Raw genomic sequence first — 21,233 nt, forward strand, 5'->3', positions numbered from 1 at the left:
GCCCCGGCTACGCCGTTCGAGCCGGCGTGACCTCCACCGTCACATGCGACAGATCCCGGATGCCCCGGAGCTTATCCTTGTAGAAGGACGGCGCCTGGGGTTTTGGCGTGACCAGGGCGACGATCGCCGCATGATGTCCCGGCCCCACCTGCCAGACATGCAGGTCCGAAATCCTGTCGTCCTCCGTCTCGACGCTCCGGCGGATCCTGCCCGCCAGTTCCTCGTCATCCGGCTGCGCATCCAAGAGCACGGTCGCCGTCGCCCGGATCAGTCCCCAGGACCAGCGGGCGATGACCAGGCCGCCGACCACGCCCATGGCCGGGTCCAGCCAGGCCCAGCCATAGGAACGGCCGAGAACGAGTGCTGCGATCGCCAGGACCGAAGTCAGCGCATCGGCGAGGACGTGCAGGTAGGCGGCGCGCAGATTGTGGTCCTTGGCTGCGGATCGCGCGTGGCCGCCGTGATGCCCATGGTGGCCGCCATGATGATGGCCCCCCTCATGGGAATGGCCTCCCTCATGCGAATGGCCGCCATGATGGGAATGGTGATGATCCTCCCTGAGCAGCCAGGCGCTGAGCAGATTGACCGCAAGCCCGACCGCTGCGACGAGGATCGCCTGATCGAAATCGATCGCCACCGGATCGGCAAGGCGGACAAAACTTTCCCAGGCGATCAGCAGCGCGATCAGGGCAAGCACGATGGCGCTCGCAAAGCCGGCAAGGTCGCCGAGTTTGCCGGTGCCGAACGTGTAGCGCGGATTGCGGGCCTGGCGGCGGGCATAGAGATAGGCGAGCGCCGCGATCAGCATGGCGCCGGCATGGGTGGACATATGCCAGCCGTCGGCGGTCAGCGCCATCGAACCGAAGACCGAGCCGGCGACGATTTCCGCCACCATCATCGTCGCGGTCAGCGCGATCACGAGCCAGACCTTGCGCTCGTTGCGCTCGTGGTCGGCGCCCAGAAACACGTGCTCGTGCTTCAGCGCCTCGATGGGATCGGCCATGGTCTTCTCCTTCGTCTCGATCAGCGGATATAGGTGCGGAGCGCCTCGGCAAGTTCGTCCACCGCCTGCGCCCTCTGTTTCTCGTCCTCTGCGTGCAGCACATGCTCGCGAAGGTGATCCTCCATGACCTCTCCGGTCAGCCCGGAAAGCGCGCCACGGATCGAGGCGAGCAATTGCAGCACCTCGCCGCAGGGCGCTTCCGCCTCCAGTGCCCGCTCGACCGCCTCCATCTGCCCCTTCAAGCGGCGCACCCGCGCCAGAAGCTTTGCCTTTTCCCGGATCGTATGCGCCACGAGGATCTCCCATGTAATATAGGGGGGTACTCTATATTACATGGGATCGAACGGCAATTGGGTCCAGCTTTCCGGTTAGTGAGGTTTGAAACAGGCCTAAGCCAAACGTGGGGACGCGAGGCCGAGAAAAACCAGCGTGGAACGATTGAGGCGCAAGATGTCGTCGTCGCGCAACCGCCCCAAACGCTCTCCGATCTTGCTGCGAGGAACCGTGGCGATCTTGTCGACCATCAGCCATGAGGGCTGATGCAGGCCGTTGCCTTCATCCGGTCGGACATGGATACGAAACAGTGGAGCATCGACTTCGTAGGTCGTGAAGATGCAGATCGTGACCGAATCCGTTCCACCGAAACTATCATCCTGCAGCACGACGCAGGGGCGCGGCTTACCGGCATAGTCATTGCCTCCGGAAACAGTCCAGACCTCGCCGCGCCTCACTCGTCGGCCCAGTCCGTAATGGAATCGATAAAGGCCTGGTCTTCGGCAGCACCGGAACTTGCAGCCGCCGCGAGCGATTGGCGATATGCCTCGGCCTTAAAGGCAGCAGACCGCACATCGGGAACCCAGATTTGCACAGGCCGCAAGCCTTGATCCCGCAGTCGCTCTCGGTGCTGCCTAACCTTTTCCCGCGATGACTTAGGGTTGACCGGCATGAAACGCCCCTACGGTTACATGTAACCATATCCGGACTGCCGGTTTGATGCAAGTCAAAATCCGAAAGCTCCGTGCAGGTTTCGGGACCTAAGCCGCTAGTGGTCCTTCACGAGGAGAGTCGCGATGACGACGATTGGCAGCAGCAATCCTTATTACACATCTCTTTACAGCATCCCTGGCAAGAACGGCGGCAACAAGAACGCTTCGGGCGGCAGCGCCAACGACTATGCCGCACCGCGACAGTCAGTATCGGGCGGCATTTCCGGCTCCGACACCGTATTCGGCGCAAAACTGGCCGACGCGCTCTGGACGATGGAAAGCCAGGGCGTCGAGATCGACCAGGAGGCCGGCGACACCTGGCTCGGCAAGGCGCCCTCGACGAAATACGAAGACGAATTCATGGGCCTCGCCAAGAAGACCTTCGCCGAGCGCATCCGCGAACAATATCTCAAGGATCACGACCTTACAGAAGACGATCTCAAGTCGATGTCGGCGGAAGACCGCGAGGCGGTCGAGGCGGATATCCGCAAGGCGATCCTCGAAGCCATGGGCGTCAACGGCGAGAGGCAGCAAGCCGCGATGGACATGGGCGGCAACGCTGCTGCGGAGGAACAGGCGGCAAACAACCCGGCCACCGGCGCCCAGGCGCCGGGCATGTCGGGAAAGCAGGACGGCAAGGACGATCCGCTGCTCTCCATGTAGGGTGAGCTGACGACCTAAAAAACCTTCGGCGGCCGCGGCCTTGTCCATCAGGGCCGCGGCGCTTTCACCTTGTGCGGCCGGAACCGTTGTCATCGGCGATCATCGCCGGCGGCCCCTCCCCGGCATGCGGCTGATGATCCCATCGCGACCGCCGCAGCATCTCCATCGCCAGGATCAGCCATATTCCAGCGACAGTGGCGACCAAGGCCCAGAAAAGCCGGAGGATATCCCTCGCGCGCCCGTCGAACCTGGCATGGCAATGGCTGCAGCATCCGTTCATCACGTCACCTTCCTTATCGCTCCGTCCGCGTGTCTTTCGTGCGGACCGGCTTGTCTTCGTGCCGGTGACTGACTAGATAATTCCTCTAGTGACTAGAGCTACAAGAGGAAATTTCAGCCATGCTGTCGATCGGCGATCTTTCGAAACGGACCGGCGTCAAAGTGCCGACGATCCGCTACTACGAACAGATGGGGCTGATCGAAGCGGCGGAACGTTCCGAGGGCAACCAGCGCCGCTACGAGAGGCAAGATCTCGAGCGGCTCGCCTTCATCCGCCACGCCCGCGACCTCGGCCTCGACATTCCGGCGATCCGCGACCTGATCGCGCTCAGCCAGCATCCCGACCTCCCTTGCGCCAATGCCGACCGGATCGCCGCCGACCACCTGGCGGCCGTGCGCGAAAAAATCGAAAAGCTGAAAAAGCTGGAGCACGAACTCGAACGGATCATCTCCCATTGCGACGGCCATTCGATCGAGGACTGTTATGTGATCCGGGCGCTTTCGGATCACGGGCTGTGCGAGGGCGAGCACTGAGGGCAGATTTATTGTCAGGGTATGGTAGCGAACTGCGATCAATGTCAGCCCAGCCACGCCTATAATTATTAGACCGGGGCATGGCGGAGGCGATCATGGAGGTTGCTAACCGTTTCGCAAATCACGCTTGACAAGGTTTGAGATCGGGAGCATCTAGGCGCCATGATCAACACGCGCACGACCACCGCCTGCTCGTATTTTTGGGCCTTCCTCTAAGGGGCGGCTCGACAGATCATCATGTCAACAAGCCGCCGTCAGGCGGCTTTGTTGTTTCAAACGGCACCTGACGGCAAGAAGACCGAACAAGGATGCCGGAAATGCCCACCCAGACGATTGAAGATACCGATATCACCCTGCCCCGCCCGCCGGTCGTGACGATCCGCAATGCGAAATCGCGCGACCTGCCGGAACTCAACGAGATGATCGCGCTGCTTGCCGCGCATCACAACGACCCCGCCGCCATCACGCCTGAAAAACTCGAGCGCGACCTGTTCGGCGCCATGCCGTGGATCAGCGCTCTGGTCGCCGATACCGGTACGGACCTGATCGGCTACGCCATTCTCGTGCCGCTCTACAGGGCCCAGGAAGGCACGCGCGGCATGGACCTGCACCATCTCTTCGTGCGCGACGGCCACCGCGGCCACGGCATCGGCCAGCACCTCGTGTCGCGCGCCCGGGAAATCGCCAGGAACGCCGGCTGCGACTATCTTTCGGTCAGCGCCGCGACCGGCAATTTCGCCGCCCACCGCTTCTACGAACAGATGGATTTCAAGCCGCGCCCGGTCACCGGCATGCGTTATATGCAGGCGCTGGCGTGATATCAGCGGCCAAGGCCTATCCGGCGGCCTTGGCCAGGATTTCGCCTGCCCATTCGTTGAGGCTCTTTCCAGCCAGCTCCGCTGCCTTTGCGGCACGGGCATGGACATCGGGATCGATACGAAACATCACTCGACCGGAATAAGGCCTATGCGGGGATCTTCCAAGCCGCTCGCAGGTTTCCAGATAATCATCGACCGCTTCGTGGAAGGCGGTCTTGAGATCGGCGACGGAATCGGCGTGAAACCCCACGACATCGGCAATGCCGGCGATGTGTCCGACAAAAATCTCGTCTTCGGCATCGAACTCGATGCGGGCCGAGTATCCCTTATATTCCAAGACATTCATGGCTCTATTCCTAACTGAGACAGAAAAAGCCGCGCATCCTTGATCTGATATCGCTTCGCTTCCTTATCCGGGTGGGGTCGATGGAAAAACGCGATCAATCCGTCTTTTTCAAAACGAACTCTCGATCCGCTGCCCTCTAGGACACGGCATCCAACGGCGATCAGAAGATTTTCGACGTCGCTCCATTCGATGGACGGCGACACCGGATCCCGAAATATCGCAACAAGTGTCCTGCGCTGCTTGCTGTTCATGATAGCACTTTAATCCATGCTAGCAGATTTTGCAAGCAACCCGTCTACCGTGCCGGCACCGCCTTCAGGTAAGCCGCAATTGCCTCAAGATCGCTCTTCGGCAGATGCGCGAGGTTCTGCTGGACCTCGACCATCGAGCCGCCGACCGTGTCGAAATCCGGGGTGAAGCCGGTTTCGAGATATCCGGCAATGTCGCTTTCGCTCCAGGAGCCGATATCCTTCGAACCCGGCGTGATGTTGGGGATGGTGCCCTTGCCTTCCGGATTGGGGCCGCCGGCGAGCCAGCGGTCGGGGAGGAAACCGCCTGTCGCGTCGCGCGGGGTGTGACATTCGCCGCAATGGCCGGGGCCTTCGACCAGAAACTGGCCGCGTTTGAGCTTGTCGTCGGCCGATGCGAGCTCTACCCGCGGCCGGTCGTTGAAATAGAGGAACTTCCAGCCGCCGACCGCCAGGCGGATATTGTAGGGGAATGGCAGCTCGTGCGGTGGCGCGACATTGGTGCTTGCCGGCAGGGTCTTCAGGTAGCCGAAGAGATCGTTGACATCCTTGGCCGAGAGCCTCGAATAGGAGCCGTAGGGGAAGGACGGAAACAGGTGTTCGCCGTCCGGGCCGACGCCGCGGGTGGTGGCATTGCCGAACTGAGCCAGCGTCCAGCTGCCGATGCCGGCCTTGGGGTCGGGCGAGATGTTGGGGATATGGAACGTGCCGAACGGGCTCGGCAGCGCCCTTCCGCCGGACAAGACCTTCAGCGCATCGCCGGTGGCGCCCGCCGCGGCATGACAGCTCGCACAGCCGCCCGTCCAGAAAAGCTGTTCCCCGTTGGCGAGATCCGGTGCGCCGAGACCCGCCCAACGGGAATCGGGATAGGGATCTGGCTTGGTCAACGCCCAGGCCGTGGCGGCACCGGCCGCGACCACCACAACGCCCGCCACCAGGATTTTGGACCATATCGAGGCCATCGCCTTCGTCCTCCAGCGTCATTCTAAGATGCGGGGACGGCCGCAGAAGCTGCGGCCGTCTTTCTGTCTTTTGACAGGACCGCGATTACTTCAGACGAAAATTCTGGTGGCAGGTGCTGCAGTTGCCGCCGAGCGTCTGCATTGCCTTGCCGACAGCGGCCTGGTCTGCCGGCAGGGACGCCAGAAGCACCTCGGCATCGGAACCGAGCTTCTGCGCATCCGCGCGGAACTCGGCATTCTTTTCCCAGATGGCCGGTGCCGCCTTGGTCTTGTCGCCGGTCTCCGAGCCTGCCGGGAACTGGTCGGGGAAAGCCTTGATATTGGTGCTCATCGTGGTCAACGCGGTGCGGACCACAGCCTGGTCATAAGGCTTTTCGCCCTTGGCGATGGCGGCCAGAGCGCCGGTTGCGCCGCCGATACCCTTCATCAGCGCCTGGCGCTTGGCGATCGGGGTTTCCTGGGCAGTCACAGCCGTCAAGCCAAGACAGAGTACGGCCGCGGCGGCGGCAATCAGTTTAAACTTCATCAATCCTGTCCTCATTGAGCCGGTCGCGCCGGCAGTGTTTTGCGGGGATCATGATTGCCGGCTTATGCGTTTGAAAAAAGTAACTTTTCTGTCATGACACCGCGAGCGGCCCCGCCTGTTGCCGGGCAGGCACGAATGTGACGGATATATGGCTTGCCGCGACCGCCGCATCCCGTCCTTCAGGCCGTCAGCCCTTCCCAGAGCGTCAGCGCGGAAACGGCAAGCAGCAGAAGGCCTGCAATCCGCCCGACCCAGATCGTCGCATTGCCATTGCCGACCAGCAATTTCCGCGCCCGGCCGGCCGCCACGGCAAGGCCGCCGTAGATCCCGAGCTGGGTCGCCGCCGTCATCGCCGCCATGGCCGCCGCCTGCGGAGCGAGCGGTCCGAAATCCGGCCGCAGGAATTGCGGATAGACCGCGAGCATGAACAGATAGGCCTTCGGGTTGATCAGGCAGGTGACGGCGCCGCGCCGGAAGGCCTCCCAGTTCGATCGCGTGTCCGCCGGGCCGACATGGTCGACGGTGATCGAGCTCCTGATCAGGCTGACGCCGATCCAGGCCATGTAGAGCGCCCCGACGATCAGCAGCGGCCTGAACAGAACCGGCATGAGACTGGCGAGCAGGCCGACGCCGACCGCGCCGTAGAGCGAGTGCACCAGCCCGCCGGCGATGATGCCGGCAGTGGCGGCCAGCCCCGCCGTGCGGCCGCGGGTCAAAGAATTGGCGAGCACGAAGATCATATCCATGCCCGGCACGACGATGATGCCGAACAGGAGCGTGAAGAAGAGCCAGAGATTTTCGGTATAGGTCATGTCAGTTTCTGATCCTCGCAATATCCGGCTTCGGATGATGAAGCCTTGTTTTTCAATCGGATATGCGGTCCTATACGGTAGGCCAACTGACAGCGTGTTGTCAGTAGCGATCGTCCCTGCTTAAGGAATGCCGGCATGCGCAAGGCCTCGCGCCTGTTCGAGATCATCCAGATCCTCCGGCTTGCCAGAAAGCCGGTGACGGCGGCCGAGATCGCCGCGCAGCTCGAAGTGACGGTGCGCTCCATCTACCGGGATATCGCGGCGCTGCAGACGATGCGGGTGCCGATCGAGGGCGGGCGCGGCATCGGCTATATCCTGCGCCCCGGCTTCACGCTGCCGCCCTTGATGCTGTCGATCGAGGAGACGGAGGCGATCGTGCTGGCGCTGGCACTCTTGGAGCGCACCGGCGACACGGAACTCAGGCAGGCCGCCAAGCAGGTGAACCGCAAGATCGCCGCCGTGGTGCCTGCGCCGCTCGCCGGCACGTTTTCCGCCAATGCGCTGCATGCCTGGGGTTCGGTCGCCCCAGTGCCGGACGCGCTCGACCTTGCCATGGTGCGCCGGGCGATCCGCGACGAGCAGAAACTGGCGCTCGACTACCGCGACGAATATGCCCGCGCCACGGAGCGGACGATCCGGCCCCTCGCACTCATCTATTATTCGCAGACGGCCAATATCGTCGCCTGGTGCGAACTGCGCCAGGCGATCCGCAATTTTCGCGCCGACCGGGTGGAGCATTGCGAACTGGCGGACGGCTTCTTTCGCGGTGAAGGCGAGATGCTGCGGCAGCTCTGGGTCCAGGGCTGGAACAACCCGCCAACGTGACCGTCATGCCGGGGTCGCGAAGCCTGCGCCTGACAGCCCGCGGCTTTGCCCCTATGGTGCGCGCGCATCCTCGGGAATCAGCAGGGCATGGGAGTGGATGAATGCGCAAGGCAATCATCGTCTGGGGCGGATCGAAAATCCATGAGCCGGAGGAGTGCGCCGGCATTACCGGCGACATCCTTCGCGAGGACGGGTTTTCGGTCGAGATTACCGGCGATCTGAGCATATTCGGGTCCCGCAACATCGAGGCCGCCGATCTGCTGGTGCCGATCATTACCGGCGAAACGCTGGAAAAGGCGCATGCCCAGGCGCTTGTCGCGGCCGTGCGGGGCGGGCTGGGGCTTGGCGGCCATCACGGGGCGCTTGCGACCTCCTTCAAGGAAAGTGCCGCCTTCCGTTATCTCTGCGGCGTCACCTGGGTGGCGCATCCCGGCAATATCATCGACTTCCGCGTCAACGTCACCCGCCCCGACGACCCGGTGATGCGCGGCATTGCGGATTTCGACTACAGGTCGGAGCAGTATTACCTGCATTACGACCCGTCCGTCGAAATCCTGGCGACGACGACCTTTACCGGTGAATATGACGAGGCGGTGCGCGACGTGGTGATGCCGGTCGTCTTCAAGCGCCATTTCGGCCAGGGACGGATCTTCTATTCGGCGCTCGGCCATGTGGCGGCAGAGTTCGAACATCCGCATATGCGCAGCATCCTGCAGCGCGGGCTGACCTGGGCGGCGCGTGGCTGAGGCGCTCGCCGTTTAGAGAGCAAGCGTGCGGCTTTGCTCGCGGCCGTGGCCGGTGATCTCGATACGGTCGGCGAAGATTTCCACCACCGCGAAGGTGCTTTCCGTCTCGGTGTCGACCATGCCCTTGAAGTTCACATACCAGGTGTTGCCGGCGCGGCCGAGATTGCCGACATGGTTATGGCCGTTCAGATAGGCGATCACGTTGCCGGAGCGAGCGAAGAGACCGGTCAGCCGCTCGCCGCTCCACAGATTGTGCTCGTTTTCGGGGCAGAGCGGATAATGGCCAAGGACGATGACTTTTTCGCCCGCGGCACGGGCGCGCTCCAGCACGGCTTCGAGCCAGGCGAACTGCTCGTCGCTGATGCCGCCGTTCCACTCCTTGGCGTTGATCGCGCCTTCGGCCAGCAGCGCTTCCAGCCGCTGCCGCGCCAGCGTGTGGCGCGGGTGGCCTTCCGGGGTCGAAAACAGGCTGATCTCATTGCCGTCGATCACCACGAAGCGGAAACCGCCGCGGGAAAAATCGTGCCAGGCGGCCGGCATGCCGAGCCGTGTGTGGACATCGGCCAGATGCTCCGGCGCAACCAGGAAATCGTGATTGCCCGGCATCAGGACGCTCTCGTGGCGCAGGCCCTCGTATACCGAGAGGACCGGCTCGAAACTCTCCCAGCCGCGATCGATGAGGTCGCCGAGCGTCACCACGAAGGAAAGATCCTCGCCGTTCAGCACCCCGATCGCCCGGCCCAGCTTGTCGAGACTGTTGGCGTAATGACGGTTCATCTCCAGCCATGGCGGCAGGTCGGCATATTGCGGATCGGCGATCACGCCGAAGCGGAGGAGAGGTTTTTCGTGAGGCATTTCGCGGAGGTAGTCCGTGGTTGTGACAGGCGTGTGACGATGTCGCGATGGCGGCAGCGGGCTAGCATTTGCGTCAGAGAGACAAGTCTTCGGGCGACCTCACCGGCACACCGAACGGCAGGAAATGCCTGAGGTTACGGGTGATGATCGTCAACCCGTGAAGGCTTGCCGTTCCGGCGATCATCGCATCCGCCATGCCGGGGTTGTGCCCGGCGGACAGGGCGCCGGCTTCCAGCTTGCCGGATTCCCGCGCCGTTGCTGCATCGAGCGGCAGGATACGGTCGCCATATCCGGCAATCAGCCCTTCGAGGAAGAGCCCTATGAGCGCGACCTTCGAGGTCGCGCCCCTCGCTTCCAACAATCGGACGCCCTTTTCGATCTCATGGACAGTCACGGCAGAAAGATAGATCGTCTCAAGCTTTTCCTGCTCGTCGACCCAACTGGCAAAAGCCGGAGACGTGCCGGCCTTCGAGGGTGAAAACATCGAAACGGCATTGGTATCGAGAAGAAATCCCGTCACAGATCGACCTCGCGGCTCGGTGCGGGATTTCGAGCGAAGACATCCTCATCAAGGTCGATGTCGGCCGGAAAATTCCGCAGATACCGGACCAGGCTGGCGCGATCCTTCTGCAGCGCCTTCCTTGCGGCCTCCGCGGCCTCGACGCTGACAATCACGGCCGCCGGCCTGCCGTGCCGGGTGATCGTCACGAACTCACCGGCGGCAGCCTGATCGACGAAAAGGGAAAAACCCGCTTTGGCATTCTTCAAACTGACTTCCGACAATTCAACCTCCAAAGTGGTCATTAGTGACTACTTTGGAGCATTCCCAGGGAAAATCAAGCCGACCGGCAGAAGGAGCCGCTTGAAAACAACCGCGGCTGCGTCCGGATATTGCATCGTTCGTGGGTCGAGGACCGAGGCGGTGCAATGATTGCAACAAAATCATGCTTTTGTGACATAACACGGCGACCGGCAGCATGCCGACGATGACGGGAGGAATGGACTGCTGGCTGCTTTCTTTCAAACCCTCTGGGCGTTGTTCTGGCGCTCCATGCTCGTGCTGATCATCAACGCCATTATCACCTACGGCCTGGCGGATCTGGCGCACGCGGTGTCCGAACAGTCGCATATTGCCGTCAAGGCGCGGCTTTCCCTGACTTTCCTGCCAGCCGCCATTCTCTTTCTGCTGCTTGCCCTCTATCGGGAAACGGCCGGAAACCTGCTCCTCGAAGCGAGATCGCCCCTCTCCGGTGAACGGTGGGGCCAAGCCTATCTGACGTTTTTCGCCGGCGCGGCTTTGATGGTGGTCATCGCGATCATGACGGCTCCCATCCTGCCGACGGACCTCTGGCTGGCGATGCGGTCGATATTGCCGCTGCCGGTTTTCGTCATCCTCTGGGTGGCGCTGGCCGCTCGGTTTGCGCGGTCTGCCGGATAAGGCGCGGGGGCCGGAAGCCGGCGCCACTCAGGAAATCACCGTCCCCTGATGAAAGGCGATCTTCCAGCCGGTCGAGGTGCTCCTCCAGAACGTGGACCGCCGGCTGCGGCGATCCGGCTCCTCCAGAATATAGGACAGATGGTAGAGGTCGTCGGCGAGGCGGCTGATGGTGAAATCCCGGCAGGGCCAGTCATGCGGCTCCGGCTCGCGGTACCGCTCGAGGAGATCGGCTATGACGACGTCGCGCCGGTAAATTCTGCCGCTGGCGCCGATCTCCCAGAATGTCTCCTCGGTCATCGCCTCCAGGGCCTCCCGGCTGGTGCCGAATTCGCGGCGATGAAAGATCGGTTCGCGGGCGGAAAGCTCCGCCAGGACCGTCTCAATCGATTGTCCGTCCATGACCCGCTTTCCTCCTGCCTTCCCCGATGAACGGGGTTCAAAAACAAAAAACACCCGGCGCCTTGCGACACCGGGTGTTCTCGATAGAACCGCTGTAAAGCCGTTCGATTACTTCGTGGCGGCTTCGTAGCGCTCGAGGACGTAGTCCCAGTTGATCAGGCTGTCGACGAAGGCTTCGAGATATTTCGGACGGGCGTTGCGGTAGTCGATGTAATAGGAATGTTCCCAGACGTCGACGCCGAGGATCGGCTCGGCACCGTGGACCAGCGGGTTTTCGCCGTTCGGGGTCTTGGAGATGGCGAGCTTGCCGTCCTTGACGGAGAGCCAGGCCCAGCCGGAGCCGAACTGCGTGGTGCCGGCGGCGATGAAATCGGCCTTGAACTTGTCGTAGCCGCCGAGATCGGAGGCAACGGCTGCTTCGAGCTTGCCCGGCAGCTTGTTGCCGCCGCCGCCCTTCTTCATCCACTTCCAGAAATGGACGTGGTTGTAGTGCTGGGCGGCATTGTTGAAGAGGCCCTGGTTGGTGCCGAAGGACTTCTTGACGACTTCCTCGAGCGACAGATCGGCCAGGCCGGCTTCGGCAGCGAGCTTGTTGCCGTTATCGACATAGGCCTTGTGGTGCTTGTCGTGATGGAATTCGAGCGTCTCTTTCGACATGAAGGGCGAAAGGGCTTCGTAATCGTAGGGGAGTTCGGGAAGTTCGAAAGCCATTGGTCTACTCCTTGTTCGGCACACACCGTGGGTAAAGCGTCGTGCGGGAACATAGGAGCGCAAGCTCCAAGAGGCAACGGTAACTTTGCCAAAAATCAAGCCGATCGCATCAAGAACTTGCTGAATTTTCAAGATACAAGAAACGGGCCAGATCACCGATTCGGAGCCCGTTTGATGAAGACCGCCCTCGCACTTGCCGTCGCCCTGATCGCATCCGGAAGCGGCACCGCCAATGCCGCCTCCGACGACGCCTGGTCCAATTTCCGGGCCGAAGTATCCAAGGCCTGCGTGACCGCCGCAAAGGGGCTGATCGAGAACGGCAAGGCGCTGGTCGATCCCTTCGGCAGCCAGAGCTACGGGCTTGCCATCGTCTCCGGCAAGGCGGTCGGCGCCAACGTCACCGTCAGCACCATCTGCGCCTTCGACAAGAAGACCCGCAAGGCCGAAATCGGCGGCGAGATTTCCGCCGACAAGCTGACGGTGAAATAACCGCCGGATCAGGCGGCGCCGGCAGGCGGGCACGCCGGCCGGCCCGCAGTTTTCCTGCCCGGACCGCCCCTCCCCTCTGCCGCGGGATATTTTTCCCGCGCGCTTACCGGCCCTCCCGCACAAGCAAAACGGGAACCTTTTTTCGCGCCGGCGAATTGAAGGCGAAGGCCGCTGGCAAAGAGGAGGTTCAATGTCGCTCGATTTCGTGACGCCCGAATTCCTGATCTTCGTCGCCATAGGCTTCTTCGCACAGATCATCGACGGGGCGCTCGGCATGGCTTTCGGGGTGCTGACGACCACCAGCCTGCTTGCCGTCGGGGTCGCGCCGGCCGCCGCCAGCGCCATGACCCATGTGACGGAATGTTTCACCACCGCCGCCTCGGGCGCCTCGCATCTCTACAACCGCAATGTCGACTGGCGGCTGGTGGCAAGGCTTGCGCCGGCCGGCATGATCGGCGGGGCGATAGGCGCCTATCTCCTGTCGAATATCGACGGCAAGGCGGTCGAACCCTTCGTCTCGGTCTATCTGATCGCCGTCGGCCTGTTCATTCTCTACAAGGCTTTCCAGCCGAAATTTCCGCGCGACGTGCGCGACCGGGTGGTGCCCTATGTCGGCGGTGCGGGCGGGCTGCTGGATGCGATGGGCGGCGGCGGGTGGGGGCCGATCGTCACCAGCTCTCTGCTCGGGCGCGGTCACGATCCGAAGAAGGTGATCGGTTCCACCAACCTCACCGAATTCGCCGTCACCACGGTGATATCGGCGACCTTCATCGTGGCGCTCGGCTGGTCCGAACTCTCCTCCGCCCTCGGCCTCATCCTCGGCGGCATCCTGGCCGCCCCGATCGGCGCCTTCATCGTCCGGCACCTGCCGGTCAAACCCCTGATGATCGCCGTCTCGATGGTCATCATCGGCACGGCCGCGGTACGGTTCGTGTGAGGAGTCGAGGATGGCTCCGTTGGCCTCGATATGGTAGGACTACCTGCGAACAGGACCCGACTGATGCGCCCGAACCGATCCATTACCGTTTCCATCCCGGAAGAGATGGCCGAACTTGTCGAGAAAAAGGTCGCATCCGGCGAGTTCGCCGACGAGAGCGAGGTGATCGCTGAAGGATTGCGGTATCTGGCGGACCATGATGCGGGAATAGAGAGCTGGCTGCGGGATGAGGTCGTTCCGACCGTCACCGCGCATGATCCTTCCAAGGCAATTCCGATCAGCGAAGTCCGCAGGCGTATCAATGCGGATATGGATGCGCGCGACAAAGACACCCGCCTTCCTAGATGAGATACCGGGTTGTTTTCGATCCGGCGGCCGATGCCGACTTGGCGGAACTCTATGACTATATTGCTCCGAAAGCCGGCCGCGCCATTGCCGGAGATATATCAACCAACTCGTCGGCCACTGCGCGGCCTTTGAAACCTTCCCCACCCGCGGCAAGAGACATGACGAACTCGGGGTCGGCATCCGTATCGTCGGCTTCAAGCGGAAAGCCAGCATCGTCTTTCACATCGATGCTGACCTCGTGACCATCATGCGCATTCTACATCGGGGTAAAAGCCTTGGTGGCGCGGATGATCTCGATGACGACGAGCGCTAACTCACCCCTTGCGTCGCACGCCGGCGCCCTAAAACCTCAGGCCTCGTCGCCCGGCGAGCGCGCCCAGTCCATGTAGAGTTCCAGCGCCTTGCGGGCGACCGGGCCTTCCTGGAGCTGGCGTTCCTCGAAGCGGTTGACCGGCACGATCTTGGAATAGTTGCCGGAGGTGAAGATCTCGTCGGCGTCCATGAAGTCGTCGACGGTCAGCGTCGTCTCGCGCACGTCGAAACCACCGCGGCGAAGCAAGCCGATGACGCGCGAGCGGGTGATGCCGGCAAGGAACGTGCCGTTGGCGATCGGCGTCATGATCACGCCGTCCTTGACCATGAAGATGTTGGAGGAGGCGGTCTCGGCGACATTGCCATTCATGTCGCGGGCGAGCGCATTGTCGAAGCCGCGGCCACGCGCCTCCATGATCATGCGGCCGCTATTGGGATAAAGGCTGCCGGTCTTGGCGCCGGTCATCGCCACTTCGGGGTTGGGGCGGCGGAATGGCGAAACGGTCAGCGACGAGGGTTTTGCGGTATGCATCGGCGCCTCGAACAGGCAGAGCGCGAACCGGGTCGATTCCGGATCGGCGGTGACGACGCTGTAGGGCATGCCGTGTTCGGACCAGTACATCGGCTTGATGTAGATCGCGGTCTTGCCGTCGAACTTCTTCACTCCTTCCCAGGCGAGCGCCTCGATCTCTTCCGCCTGCATCACCGGCTGCATGCCCATGTTCGTCGCGGAACGGTTGACGCGCTGGCAATGCAGGTCGATGTCCGGCGCGATGCCGTCGAACCAGCGGGCTCCGTCGAACACGGTGGAGCCGAGCCACATGGCATGCGAGGTCGGGCCGATCAGCTTCGGATTGCCCTCGAGCCATTCGCCATCCACAAATGTCCAGGTGGTGCTGCGAGGGGCTGTGTTGACGGGCATGGCGATCTCCTTAACGCTTCAAAATTGCAGGGTGAGTGAAGGCCGGCCCCCGCGCCGAGGTCAAGCGATAATATGAAATGGATCATCACAAAAATTGATATTTTTGACCATGGAGACCGTCACGGGAGAGTGCCATGTTCTGGCGAGGCAACAGTTGGGGACAGCAATAATGGCATGGTCGGCGGAGCAATATGTGAAATTCGAGGACGAGCGGACGCGGCCGGCGCGCGATCTTCTGGCACAGGTACCGCTCGGCTCGGCGGAGCGCGCCTATGACCTCGGCTGCGGTCCGGGCAATTCCACCGAACTGATCGCCGAACGTTTCGGGGCGGCCAATGTCTGCGGCCTCGACAGCGACGACAACATGCTGGCAGCGGCGGCCAGGCGCCTGCCCGGAATGAAATTCGTCAAGGCTGATCTCAACAGCTGGGCGCCGGAACAGCGGGCCGACCTGCTTTATGCCAATGCGGTCTTCCAATGGGTGCCGGACCATATTTCGGTGCTTGCCCGGCTGATGGACCACCTCAAGCCCGGCGGGGTGCTGGCGGTGCAGATGCCGGACAACCTTGCGGAGCCGAGCCACACCCTGATGGAGGAGACGGGCGCCGCGGGGCCGTGGAAGGCCGCCTTTGCGGGCGGCAGGGTGCGCCGCCCGGTGCTGCCGCCGCCGGCCGGCTATTTTGACCGGCTGATGCCGAAATCGGCGCGCGTCGAGGTCTGGCACACGGTCTATTACCATCCGCTGGCGGATGCCCCCGCGATCGTCGAATGGGTCAAGGCCACCGGGCTGCGGCCCTATCTCGACGCCGCCGGCCCGGAACATGCGGCGGCGTTCACTGCGGATTACACGGCCCGCATCGCCGGGGCCTATCGGCCGATGGCGGACGGACGGGTGCTGTTGCGTTTCCCCCGGCTCTTCATCGTCGCCGTGAGGGCCTGACGTCTCGAGTGCGTGTCGGGCGGCCTCAGGGCGTGCCCGGGGGCGGAGCCAGCGGGTTTTGCGGCTGAGGCTGCGTGACCTCTATCCGGCCAAGACCGGAATCGTTCATCCAGATGATGCTCAGGATACAACCAACCAGGATCACCAGCACTGCGATAAAAAGCCAACGCATCAGTCGAGAAACTCCACTTTTCACTCATCGAGAATCTTTCCAGCCGGAAACATTCCGTGATCCCTTCGAGCAAAACATCTGGGCACCCGTGCGGCAATGCAGCAAATCGGTGGTCGAGGGGCAGCAAAACGGCCGATCCTCGACCGGGACACCGCCCGGAAACGGCGGGAAAACGGGTTGACTCGGCTCCAATGCGTCTGCACTCTTCCCTTTGCTATTTTCGTCGTCCGCCCGAAAAGCCGCCCGAAGCTATGCCGAAACCTTCCACATTGTCGCTGACGCAGGACCTGGTCGACCTCTGTTTCCGCGAGGAGATCGACCCCGGCCCGCCGGCCACCTGGGAGCCGCTGACCGACGACGACTATATCCGGATCGCCGACCGGCTGTTTGCGGAAATCAGCGAGGAGCCGCTGTGGATCTTCGCCTATGGCTCGCTGATCTGGAAACCGGGCTTCGATTCGATCGCCTGCCAGCGGGCGGCGGCCTTCGGCTGGCATCGTTCCTTCTCGCTGCGGATCGAGCGCGGGCGCGGCTCGCCGGCACAGCCGGGGCTGATGATGATGCTGTCGCGCGGGGGCCGCTGCGACGGTGTGATCTACCAGGTGGCCGACGAGGAAAAACGCGTCCAGATCGAAAAGGCGCTGCGCCGCGAGGTCAGCCATCGCGACAGCCTGACCTCGTTCCGCTGGCTGCCGGTGCGCACCCAGGGCGGCGAAACCATCCGGGCGCTGACCTTCTGGGTCGGGGGCACCAGCAAGCGCATCGTCCGGCCGCTGCTGCCGCTCGACGAGGTGGCGAAAGTTTTGGCGCGCGCCTGCGGGCATCGGGGATCCTGCGCCGAATATCTCTACAACACCGTCGTGCATCTCGCCGAATTCGGCATCCACGACCGCAACCTCTGGCGGCTGCAGGAAATGGTGGCAAACGAGATCCGGGCGATGCATGTGCGGGAGAAGGTCGGCACGGAGGCGTGAGGCGAAAGTGCGGCCCTGGCATAAAGTTAAGAGACGCTGTGCCGTGTCCACCCCCCTCTGCCCTGCCGGGCATCTCCCCCTCAAAGGGGGGAGATCGGATGGGCGCACCGCCTTCCCCAAACAACGGACCTTGCTGCCAACCGCATCGTCAGCTTGGGGGAAGCGACTGCCGCTTGTGATCTCCCCCCTTGAGGGGGAGATGCCCGGCAGGGCAGAGAGGGTGCTGCGATCTCGGCAGAAACCGAGTTACGACCGCAACCTCGATAGACTCGAATTGCACCACAAAACCGATTGCAAAAAGCAATCAGATAGACTATCCATAAACCAGTTTCGATTTGCAATCGGTTATGGGAGGCCGCTATGCGTCCGGTGCTTTATTCACATCCGTTCTCGTCCTACTGCCAGAAAGTGCTGACCGCGCTTTACGAAAACGACACCCCCTTCGACACCCGCATGCTCGGGCCGGAGGATCCTTCGGCCTATCAGGATCTTTGCAGCATGTGGCCGGTGAAGCGTTTTCCGATCCTGATCGACGGGGAGAAGCGGGTTTTCGAAGCGTCGATCATCATCGAATATCTGGGCGTCCATTATCCCGGCCCGATGAAGCTGGTCCCCGACGAGGCCGATGCGGCGCTCGACGTCAGGATGATGGACCGGTTCTTCGACAACTATATTTCCACCCCGCAGCAGAAGGTGGTGTTCAACGCCATCCGGCCGGAAGAGAACCGCGACCCCTACGGCGTTGAGGAAGCATGCGGCATGCTGGACGCGGCCTATGGATGGCTGAACGAGCGGATGGCGGAGCGGCAATGGGCGGCGGGTACCACGTTCAGCCTTGCGGACTGCGCCGCGGCGCCTGCCCTCTTTTTTGCGGACTGGACGCATCCGATCGGCGAACAGTTCGCGCATGTGCGGGCCTATCGCAGCCGGCTGCTCGCCCGGCCGTCGTTTGCGCGTGCGGTGGACGAGGCCAGGCCCTATCGGCCGCTCTTTCCGCTCGGCGCACCGGACCGGGACTGAGGCCGGTTACCGGAGGGGCCGCAGGCCCTCAGAACATGCTGTCATTGGCGATCGGCAGGCCGCGCATGGCAGCATAGACCCGCCACACTTCATGGCGCAGGACCGCACTCGGACGTATGCCGCCGCTGCCGTAGTTCTTGTACTTGTCGCGATAGGCCTCCATGAAGACCGTCACCGCCTCGATGACGTCGGCATGAAGTTCTGCCCTGCGGCGCAGCTCCGCCTTTTCGGAATTGAGGATTTCGAAGCTCTGGACAAGCAGCCGCAGGTCTTCCATCGACATGACGACATGCGCGCGTTCGGCCGAACCGGCAGTCACCTCCGCCCGAATGCGGGCGATGATTTCATTCAGCTGGTCACTCATGGGAATAGATTCTCCTAATCCCGCCGATGTGGGTGGCAAACTTGACCAATGCAAGGCAAAACTGTGGCCGTGAAGACACGTTTCACGATCAACTTGATCAGGAAAACGTGCTAGAGCCGGGCCGCAAGGAAATCGATATAGGTGCGGATGCGCACCGCCAGGTGTTCGTGACCGGCATAAACGGCGTGGATTTCCTCAATGTCCTCGGGATTGAAATCCTCGAGCACGGGCAAGAGCCGGCCGGCGACGATATCCGGCTCCACATGGAAACGCCCGACCCGGCCGATGCCGAGATGGTCCAGGCAGAACTGCCGGATGATCGAGCCGCTGCTCGCCTTCAGGCTTCCGGACACCGGCAGCAGTTCTCGCCTGCCGGTTTGCGGATCGCGAAAAGGCCAGCCTTCGACCGACCGCCGGAAATTGAAATTGATGCAGTTGTGGTGAATGAGCTCGGCCGGGCTGTTCGGCACGCCGTGACGCTCCAGGTAGCCCGGCGAGGCGATCACCACCTGGCGGCTCTCGCCGAGTTTTCGCGCCATCAGCGACGAGTTGCGCATCGGCCCGTGACGGATGGCGATATCGACCCGTTCGCGGATGAGATCGACGGTATCGTCGGTCAGCGTGATATCGAGCTGCACATCCGGGAAAAGCTGCTGGAACTCGCAGGTCAGCGGCAGGATATAGCGCTCGCCGAAACCGACCGAAGCGTTGATCGACAGCGGTCCGCGCGGCCGCGTCCGCCCGCCGCCGGCGACCATCTCCTCGGTATCGGCGATCTCGGCGAGAATGCGCCGGGCCCGGGCGAGATAGGTCTCGCCCTCCGGCGTCAGCTGCAGCATGCGGGTGGAGCGAACCACGAGGCGGGTTCCGAGCCGGTCTTCCAGGCGGGTGACGAGCTTGCTCACCGCCGAGGGCGAGAGTTTGAGCTTGCGGCCCGCGGCCGAAAAGCTCTTGAGCTCGGCGGCGAGGGCGAAAACTTCCATTTCTCCGGCGCGGTTGTCCATTGGAGGGTCTCACTTTCGAAGTCCGATCATCAACGTCGTGCTCAGGGCACCCCCCTCTGGCCTGCCGGCCATCTCCCCCTCAAGGGGGGAGATCGGCTGGGCGGACCGGCTTCCCCAAACAATGGGCCTCCGTCGCAATAGATGACCTGCTGCGGTCAGGTCCTATGACGGGGCACGAAGGTCGCGCCGCTTGTGATCTCCCCCCTTGAGGGGGAGATGGCCGGCAGGCCAGAGGGGGGCGGGAGCCACAGCCTTCAATATTACCTGTGACTTCAATTCACAAATGATTATCCGCTTATGCGACTACACACGCAAGTCCGAGGCGACGATATTGCGTTGCATCAAATGCAATCCCCTTCCTCCCAAGGATCAGGAACACAACAATGCCTCTCGCTCTCTACGCCCTGACGGCCGGTGCCTTCGGCATCGGGGTTACCGAATTCGTCATCATGGGTCTCCTGATCGATGTCAGCGCCGATCTCGGCGTGTCGATCTCGGCGGCCGGCCTGCTCATTTCCGGTTACGCGCTCGGCGTCGTCGTCGGCGCCCCCATTCTCGGCGCGATCGCCGGCAAATGGTCGCGCAAGACGCTTCTCATGGCGCTGATGGTGGTGTTCACCGTCGGCAATCTGGCCTGTGCGCTGGCGCCCGATTACTGGACGCTGATGGCCGCCCGGGTGCTGACCGCTTTCGCGCATGCATCGTTCTTCGGCGTCGGCTCGGTGGTCGCCACCAGTCTCGTCGCGCCGAACAAAAAGGCCTCGGCGATCGCCATCATGTTCACGGGTCTCACCGTCGCCAACATTCTCGGCGTGCCCTTCGGCACCTGGCTCGGCCAGGCCTATGGCTGGCGCTCGACTTTCCTTGCCGTCACCCTGATCGGCCTCGTCGCTCTCGCCGTGATCGCGCTCCTCGTTCCGAAAGACAAGGCGGCCGACAATCAGGAGGAAAGCTCTCAGGGCGCGCTTGCGGTGCTCGGCCGCCGGTCGGTCCTGCTCGGGCTGCTGATCACCGTGCTCAGCTGGGTCGGCGTGTTTGCGGGCTTCACCTATATCGCCCCTATTCTCACCGAGATCACCGGCTTTTCGGAAGCCGCCGTCTCGCCGATCCTGCTCGTCTTCGGCGGCGGTCTGGTGATCGGCAACCTGGCCGGCGGCTGGCTGGCCGACCGCCATCTGGTGCCGACCATCGTGGCATCCCTCGTCGCCCTGTCGGTGGCGCTGCTGGCAATGACGGCGGCGATCCACCAGCCGGTGCTTGCCGTGATCGCCATCGGCCTGTTCGGCGCAGCCGCCTTCGCCACCGTCTCGCCGCTGCAGATATGGGTGCTGCAGAAGGCGGAAGGGGCGGGCCAGGGTCTCGCCTCCTCCTTCAACATCGCCGCCTTCAACCTCGGCAATGCGATCGGCGCGTGGCTGGGCGGCATGGTCATCGACCATGGTCCGGGTCTCGGCTCGGTCACGCTGGTCGCCGGCCTGGTGCCGCTTGCCGCACTTGCCGTCGCCCTCTTCGCCATCCGGCTGGACGGGCGCGAGGCTGTCGCAGGCGACGCTTCCGCCCTCTCCTGCCCCGCCGAATAACCGTCCAACCAAGGATCACG

Annotated in this window: 31 protein-coding genes and 1 pseudogene; 14 read left to right on the top strand and 18 right to left on the bottom strand. The window is 62.8% G+C overall.

The genetic code is table 11. The features are described from left to right. Positions 1–7: 7 nt before the first annotated feature. The 4 genes from dmeF to J2X76_RS02625 all read right to left on the bottom strand — a co-directional run bounded on the left by dmeF (position 8) and on the right by J2X76_RS02625 (position 1,949). A complete protein-coding gene (dmeF, locus tag J2X76_RS02610) occupies positions 8–1,003 on the bottom strand; it encodes a CDF family Co(II)/Ni(II) efflux transporter DmeF (RefSeq protein WP_310212809.1) in 996 nt (331 codons plus the stop codon). Positions 1,004–1,023: 20 nt separating this feature from the next. Further along, positions 1,024–1,296, bottom strand: coding sequence for a Ni(II)/Co(II)-sensing transcriptional repressor DmeR (dmeR, locus tag J2X76_RS02615; RefSeq protein ID WP_113129394.1), 273 nt, complete (start codon positions 1,294–1,296; stop codon positions 1,024–1,026). Positions 1,297–1,392: 96 nt separating this feature from the next. After that, on the bottom strand, positions 1,393–1,734 hold the full coding sequence (locus tag J2X76_RS02620) for a type II toxin-antitoxin system PemK/MazF family toxin (protein WP_310212812.1): 342 nt from the start codon (positions 1,732–1,734) through the stop codon (positions 1,393–1,395). Further along, positions 1,731–1,949, bottom strand: a complete 219-nt coding sequence (locus tag J2X76_RS02625; RefSeq protein ID WP_113283743.1) for an antitoxin MazE family protein — start codon at positions 1,947–1,949, stop codon at positions 1,731–1,733. Before J2X76_RS02625 ends, J2X76_RS02620 begins: the two co-directional genes overlap by 4 nt. Before the next feature lie 124 nt (positions 1,950–2,073). Between J2X76_RS02625 and J2X76_RS02630 the strand changes: the two genes are divergently transcribed. Then, positions 2,074–2,652, top strand: a complete 579-nt coding sequence (locus tag J2X76_RS02630; RefSeq protein ID WP_310212814.1) for a hypothetical protein — start codon at positions 2,074–2,076, stop codon at positions 2,650–2,652. Positions 2,653–2,716: 64 nt separating this feature from the next. On the opposite strand, the gene J2X76_RS02635 is transcribed toward J2X76_RS02630, so the two are convergent. Further along, complete coding sequence (locus J2X76_RS02635; RefSeq protein ID WP_310212817.1) at positions 2,717–2,932, bottom strand: hypothetical protein; 216 nt, start codon at positions 2,930–2,932, stop codon at positions 2,717–2,719. Positions 2,933–3,051: 119 nt separating this feature from the next. On the opposite strand from J2X76_RS02635, the gene J2X76_RS02640 reads away from it, so the two are divergent. Next, positions 3,052–3,465, top strand: coding sequence for a helix-turn-helix domain-containing protein (locus J2X76_RS02640; RefSeq protein WP_310212820.1), 414 nt, complete (start codon positions 3,052–3,054; stop codon positions 3,463–3,465). 317 nt (positions 3,466–3,782) lie between these two features. After that, entirely contained in the window at positions 3,783–4,283 is a 501-nt protein-coding gene (locus J2X76_RS02645) for a GNAT family N-acetyltransferase (protein WP_113129426.1), read from the top strand. Between the two features lie 16 nt (positions 4,284–4,299). Here J2X76_RS02645 and J2X76_RS02650 read toward each other — a convergent pair whose 3' ends face one another. The 5 genes from J2X76_RS02650 to J2X76_RS02670 form a co-directional block, all read right to left on the bottom strand. Beyond that, positions 4,300–4,629, bottom strand: a complete 330-nt coding sequence (locus J2X76_RS02650) for a type II toxin-antitoxin system HicB family antitoxin (protein WP_310212825.1) — start codon at positions 4,627–4,629, stop codon at positions 4,300–4,302. Beyond that, positions 4,626–4,880, bottom strand: a complete 255-nt coding sequence (locus J2X76_RS02655) for a type II toxin-antitoxin system HicA family toxin (RefSeq protein WP_310212828.1) — start codon at positions 4,878–4,880, stop codon at positions 4,626–4,628. The genes J2X76_RS02650 and J2X76_RS02655 overlap by 4 nt, the downstream gene beginning before the upstream one ends. Positions 4,881–4,924: 44 nt before the next feature. Then, positions 4,925–5,839 (bottom strand): cytochrome c, encoded by a 915-nt coding sequence (locus J2X76_RS02660; RefSeq protein ID WP_113283739.1) that lies wholly within the window; start codon positions 5,837–5,839, stop codon positions 4,925–4,927. Positions 5,840–5,924: 85 nt separating this feature from the next. Next, positions 5,925–6,365, bottom strand: a complete 441-nt coding sequence (locus J2X76_RS02665; RefSeq protein WP_113129388.1) for a cytochrome c — start codon at positions 6,363–6,365, stop codon at positions 5,925–5,927. A 179-nt stretch (positions 6,366–6,544) separates the two neighbouring features. Continuing rightward, positions 6,545–7,177, bottom strand: coding sequence for a LysE family translocator (locus J2X76_RS02670; protein WP_113283738.1), 633 nt, complete (start codon positions 7,175–7,177; stop codon positions 6,545–6,547). Between the two features lie 135 nt (positions 7,178–7,312). Here J2X76_RS02670 and J2X76_RS02675 point away from each other — a divergent pair, with 135 nt between their 5' ends. Continuing rightward, entirely contained in the window at positions 7,313–8,002 is a 690-nt protein-coding gene (locus J2X76_RS02675) for a YafY family protein (RefSeq protein WP_310212835.1), read from the top strand. 101 nt (positions 8,003–8,103) lie between these two features. Then, on the top strand, positions 8,104–8,748 hold the full coding sequence (locus J2X76_RS02680; protein WP_310212837.1) for a ThuA domain-containing protein: 645 nt from the start codon (positions 8,104–8,106) through the stop codon (positions 8,746–8,748). Positions 8,749–8,760: 12 nt separating this feature from the next. On the opposite strand, the gene J2X76_RS02685 is transcribed toward J2X76_RS02680, so the two are convergent. The 3 genes from J2X76_RS02685 to J2X76_RS02695 all read right to left on the bottom strand — a co-directional run bounded on the left by J2X76_RS02685 (position 8,761) and on the right by J2X76_RS02695 (position 10,407). Further along, positions 8,761–9,603 carry a metallophosphoesterase gene (locus tag J2X76_RS02685; protein WP_310212840.1) on the bottom strand — a complete coding sequence of 281 codons (843 nt, stop codon included), beginning with the start codon at positions 9,601–9,603 and terminating at the stop codon, positions 8,761–8,763. Between the two features lie 73 nt (positions 9,604–9,676). Beyond that, positions 9,677–10,123: a type II toxin-antitoxin system VapC family toxin gene (locus J2X76_RS02690; RefSeq protein ID WP_113129383.1), complete on the bottom strand. Its 447-nt coding sequence runs from the start codon at positions 10,121–10,123 to the stop codon at positions 9,677–9,679. Next, entirely contained in the window at positions 10,120–10,407 is a 288-nt protein-coding gene (locus tag J2X76_RS02695) for a type II toxin-antitoxin system prevent-host-death family antitoxin (RefSeq protein WP_113283733.1), read from the bottom strand. The genes J2X76_RS02690 and J2X76_RS02695 overlap by 4 nt, the downstream gene beginning before the upstream one ends. 247 nt (positions 10,408–10,654) lie before the next feature. Between J2X76_RS02695 and J2X76_RS02700 the strand changes: the two genes are divergently transcribed. After that, positions 10,655–11,041: a hypothetical protein gene (locus J2X76_RS02700; RefSeq protein WP_310212847.1), complete on the top strand. Its 387-nt coding sequence runs from the start codon at positions 10,655–10,657 to the stop codon at positions 11,039–11,041. 27 nt (positions 11,042–11,068) lie between these two features. Here the strand turns inward: J2X76_RS02700 and J2X76_RS02705 are convergent, their stop codons facing one another. Both J2X76_RS02705 and J2X76_RS02710 read right to left on the bottom strand, forming a co-directional pair. Beyond that, positions 11,069–11,440, bottom strand: coding sequence for a DUF4440 domain-containing protein (locus J2X76_RS02705; RefSeq protein WP_310212850.1), 372 nt, complete (start codon positions 11,438–11,440; stop codon positions 11,069–11,071). A 108-nt stretch (positions 11,441–11,548) separates the two neighbouring features. After that, entirely contained in the window at positions 11,549–12,151 is a 603-nt protein-coding gene (locus J2X76_RS02710) for a superoxide dismutase (RefSeq protein ID WP_113129380.1), read from the bottom strand. Positions 12,152–12,325: 174 nt separating this feature from the next. On the opposite strand from J2X76_RS02710, the gene J2X76_RS02715 reads away from it, so the two are divergent. The 4 genes and pseudogenes from J2X76_RS02715 to J2X76_RS31580 form a co-directional block, all read left to right on the top strand. Then, positions 12,326–12,640: a hypothetical protein gene (locus J2X76_RS02715; RefSeq protein WP_310212852.1), complete on the top strand. Its 315-nt coding sequence runs from the start codon at positions 12,326–12,328 to the stop codon at positions 12,638–12,640. Positions 12,641–12,830: 190 nt separating this feature from the next. Further along, positions 12,831–13,577: a sulfite exporter TauE/SafE family protein gene (locus J2X76_RS02720; protein ID WP_113129378.1), complete on the top strand. Its 747-nt coding sequence runs from the start codon at positions 12,831–12,833 to the stop codon at positions 13,575–13,577. Positions 13,578–13,640: 63 nt separating this feature from the next. Next, positions 13,641–13,925 (top strand): type II toxin-antitoxin system ParD family antitoxin, encoded by a 285-nt coding sequence (locus J2X76_RS02725; protein WP_310212858.1) that lies wholly within the window; start codon positions 13,641–13,643, stop codon positions 13,923–13,925. 79 nt (positions 13,926–14,004) lie between these two features. Beyond that, positions 14,005–14,238, top strand: a pseudogene (locus J2X76_RS31580) (type II toxin-antitoxin system RelE/ParE family toxin); the annotation flags it as partial. Positions 14,239–14,274: 36 nt separating this feature from the next. Here J2X76_RS31580 and J2X76_RS02730 read toward each other — a convergent pair. Beyond that, on the bottom strand, positions 14,275–15,159 hold the full coding sequence (locus J2X76_RS02730) for a branched-chain amino acid aminotransferase (protein ID WP_113129375.1): 885 nt from the start codon (positions 15,157–15,159) through the stop codon (positions 14,275–14,277). Between the two features lie 169 nt (positions 15,160–15,328). On the opposite strand from J2X76_RS02730, the gene tam reads away from it, so the two are divergent. From tam to J2X76_RS02745, 3 genes are all read left to right on the top strand, one after another. Beyond that, the gene (gene tam, locus J2X76_RS02735; RefSeq protein WP_310212861.1) at positions 15,329–16,099 is read left to right on the top strand and encodes a trans-aconitate 2-methyltransferase; all 771 of its coding nucleotides are present in this window, start codon (positions 15,329–15,331) and stop codon (positions 16,097–16,099) included. A 423-nt stretch (positions 16,100–16,522) separates the two neighbouring features. Further along, positions 16,523–17,245, top strand: a complete 723-nt coding sequence (locus J2X76_RS02740) for a gamma-glutamylcyclotransferase (protein WP_310212864.1) — start codon at positions 16,523–16,525, stop codon at positions 17,243–17,245. 360 nt (positions 17,246–17,605) lie between these two features. Continuing rightward, the gene (locus J2X76_RS02745) at positions 17,606–18,265 is read left to right on the top strand and encodes a glutathione S-transferase family protein (protein WP_310212866.1); all 660 of its coding nucleotides are present in this window, start codon (positions 17,606–17,608) and stop codon (positions 18,263–18,265) included. 28 nt (positions 18,266–18,293) lie between these two features. On the opposite strand, the gene J2X76_RS02750 is transcribed toward J2X76_RS02745, so the two are convergent. Both J2X76_RS02750 and J2X76_RS02755 read right to left on the bottom strand, forming a co-directional pair. Further along, complete coding sequence (locus J2X76_RS02750) at positions 18,294–18,629, bottom strand: hypothetical protein (protein ID WP_113129373.1); 336 nt, start codon at positions 18,627–18,629, stop codon at positions 18,294–18,296. Positions 18,630–18,739: 110 nt separating this feature from the next. Beyond that, positions 18,740–19,633, bottom strand: a complete 894-nt coding sequence (locus J2X76_RS02755; protein WP_310212869.1) for a LysR family transcriptional regulator — start codon at positions 19,631–19,633, stop codon at positions 18,740–18,742. Positions 19,634–20,016: 383 nt separating this feature from the next. On the opposite strand from J2X76_RS02755, the gene J2X76_RS02760 reads away from it, so the two are divergent. Further along, the gene (locus J2X76_RS02760) at positions 20,017–21,213 is read left to right on the top strand and encodes an MFS transporter (protein WP_310212871.1); all 1,197 of its coding nucleotides are present in this window, start codon (positions 20,017–20,019) and stop codon (positions 21,211–21,213) included. The last annotated feature ends 20 nt before the right edge of the window (positions 21,214–21,233 follow it).

The sequence above is a fragment of the Neorhizobium sp. 2083 genome, assembly GCF_031455615.1.
Taxonomy (GTDB): Bacteria; Pseudomonadota; Alphaproteobacteria; order Rhizobiales; family Rhizobiaceae; genus Neorhizobium.

Bases quoted from the DNA above. Each gene is read 5' to 3' on its own strand.
- dmeF (WP_310212809.1), bottom strand. From the start codon at position 1,003: ATGGCCGATCCCATCGAGGCGCTGAAGCACGAGCACGTGTTTCTGGGC.
- J2X76_RS02625 (WP_113283743.1), bottom strand. From the start codon at position 1,949: ATGCCGGTCAACCCTAAGTCATCGCGGGAAAAGGTTAGGCAGCACCGA.
- J2X76_RS02630 (WP_310212814.1), top strand. From the start codon at position 2,074: ATGACGACGATTGGCAGCAGCAATCCTTATTACACATCTCTTTACAGC.
- J2X76_RS02635 (WP_310212817.1), bottom strand. From the start codon at position 2,932: ATGAACGGATGCTGCAGCCATTGCCATGCCAGGTTCGACGGGCGCGCG.
- J2X76_RS02640 (WP_310212820.1), top strand. From the start codon at position 3,052: ATGCTGTCGATCGGCGATCTTTCGAAACGGACCGGCGTCAAAGTGCCG.
- J2X76_RS02645 (WP_113129426.1), top strand. From the start codon at position 3,783: ATGCCCACCCAGACGATTGAAGATACCGATATCACCCTGCCCCGCCCG.
- J2X76_RS02650 (WP_310212825.1), bottom strand. From the start codon at position 4,629: ATGAATGTCTTGGAATATAAGGGATACTCGGCCCGCATCGAGTTCGAT.
- J2X76_RS02655 (WP_310212828.1), bottom strand. From the start codon at position 4,880: ATGAACAGCAAGCAGCGCAGGACACTTGTTGCGATATTTCGGGATCCG.
- J2X76_RS02660 (WP_113283739.1), bottom strand. From the start codon at position 5,839: ATGGCCTCGATATGGTCCAAAATCCTGGTGGCGGGCGTTGTGGTGGTC.
- J2X76_RS02665 (WP_113129388.1), bottom strand. From the start codon at position 6,365: ATGAAGTTTAAACTGATTGCCGCCGCCGCGGCCGTACTCTGTCTTGGC.
- J2X76_RS02670 (WP_113283738.1), bottom strand. From the start codon at position 7,177: ATGACCTATACCGAAAATCTCTGGCTCTTCTTCACGCTCCTGTTCGGC.
- J2X76_RS02675 (WP_310212835.1), top strand. From the start codon at position 7,313: ATGCGCAAGGCCTCGCGCCTGTTCGAGATCATCCAGATCCTCCGGCTT.
- J2X76_RS02680 (WP_310212837.1), top strand. From the start codon at position 8,104: ATGCGCAAGGCAATCATCGTCTGGGGCGGATCGAAAATCCATGAGCCG.
- J2X76_RS02685 (WP_310212840.1), bottom strand. From the start codon at position 9,603: ATGCCTCACGAAAAACCTCTCCTCCGCTTCGGCGTGATCGCCGATCCG.
- J2X76_RS02695 (WP_113283733.1), bottom strand. From the start codon at position 10,407: ATGACCACTTTGGAGGTTGAATTGTCGGAAGTCAGTTTGAAGAATGCC.
- J2X76_RS02700 (WP_310212847.1), top strand. From the start codon at position 10,655: ATGCTCGTGCTGATCATCAACGCCATTATCACCTACGGCCTGGCGGAT.
- J2X76_RS02705 (WP_310212850.1), bottom strand. From the start codon at position 11,440: ATGGACGGACAATCGATTGAGACGGTCCTGGCGGAGCTTTCCGCCCGC.
- J2X76_RS02710 (WP_113129380.1), bottom strand. From the start codon at position 12,151: ATGGCTTTCGAACTTCCCGAACTCCCCTACGATTACGAAGCCCTTTCG.
- J2X76_RS02715 (WP_310212852.1), top strand. From the start codon at position 12,326: ATGAAGACCGCCCTCGCACTTGCCGTCGCCCTGATCGCATCCGGAAGC.
- J2X76_RS02720 (WP_113129378.1), top strand. From the start codon at position 12,831: ATGTCGCTCGATTTCGTGACGCCCGAATTCCTGATCTTCGTCGCCATA.
- J2X76_RS02725 (WP_310212858.1), top strand. From the start codon at position 13,641: ATGCGCCCGAACCGATCCATTACCGTTTCCATCCCGGAAGAGATGGCC.
- J2X76_RS02730 (WP_113129375.1), bottom strand. From the start codon at position 15,159: ATGCCCGTCAACACAGCCCCTCGCAGCACCACCTGGACATTTGTGGAT.
- tam (WP_310212861.1), top strand. From the start codon at position 15,329: ATGGCATGGTCGGCGGAGCAATATGTGAAATTCGAGGACGAGCGGACG.
- J2X76_RS02740 (WP_310212864.1), top strand. From the start codon at position 16,523: ATGCCGAAACCTTCCACATTGTCGCTGACGCAGGACCTGGTCGACCTC.
- J2X76_RS02745 (WP_310212866.1), top strand. From the start codon at position 17,606: ATGCGTCCGGTGCTTTATTCACATCCGTTCTCGTCCTACTGCCAGAAA.
- J2X76_RS02750 (WP_113129373.1), bottom strand. From the start codon at position 18,629: ATGAGTGACCAGCTGAATGAAATCATCGCCCGCATTCGGGCGGAGGTG.
- J2X76_RS02755 (WP_310212869.1), bottom strand. From the start codon at position 19,633: ATGGACAACCGCGCCGGAGAAATGGAAGTTTTCGCCCTCGCCGCCGAG.
- J2X76_RS02760 (WP_310212871.1), top strand. From the start codon at position 20,017: ATGCCTCTCGCTCTCTACGCCCTGACGGCCGGTGCCTTCGGCATCGGG.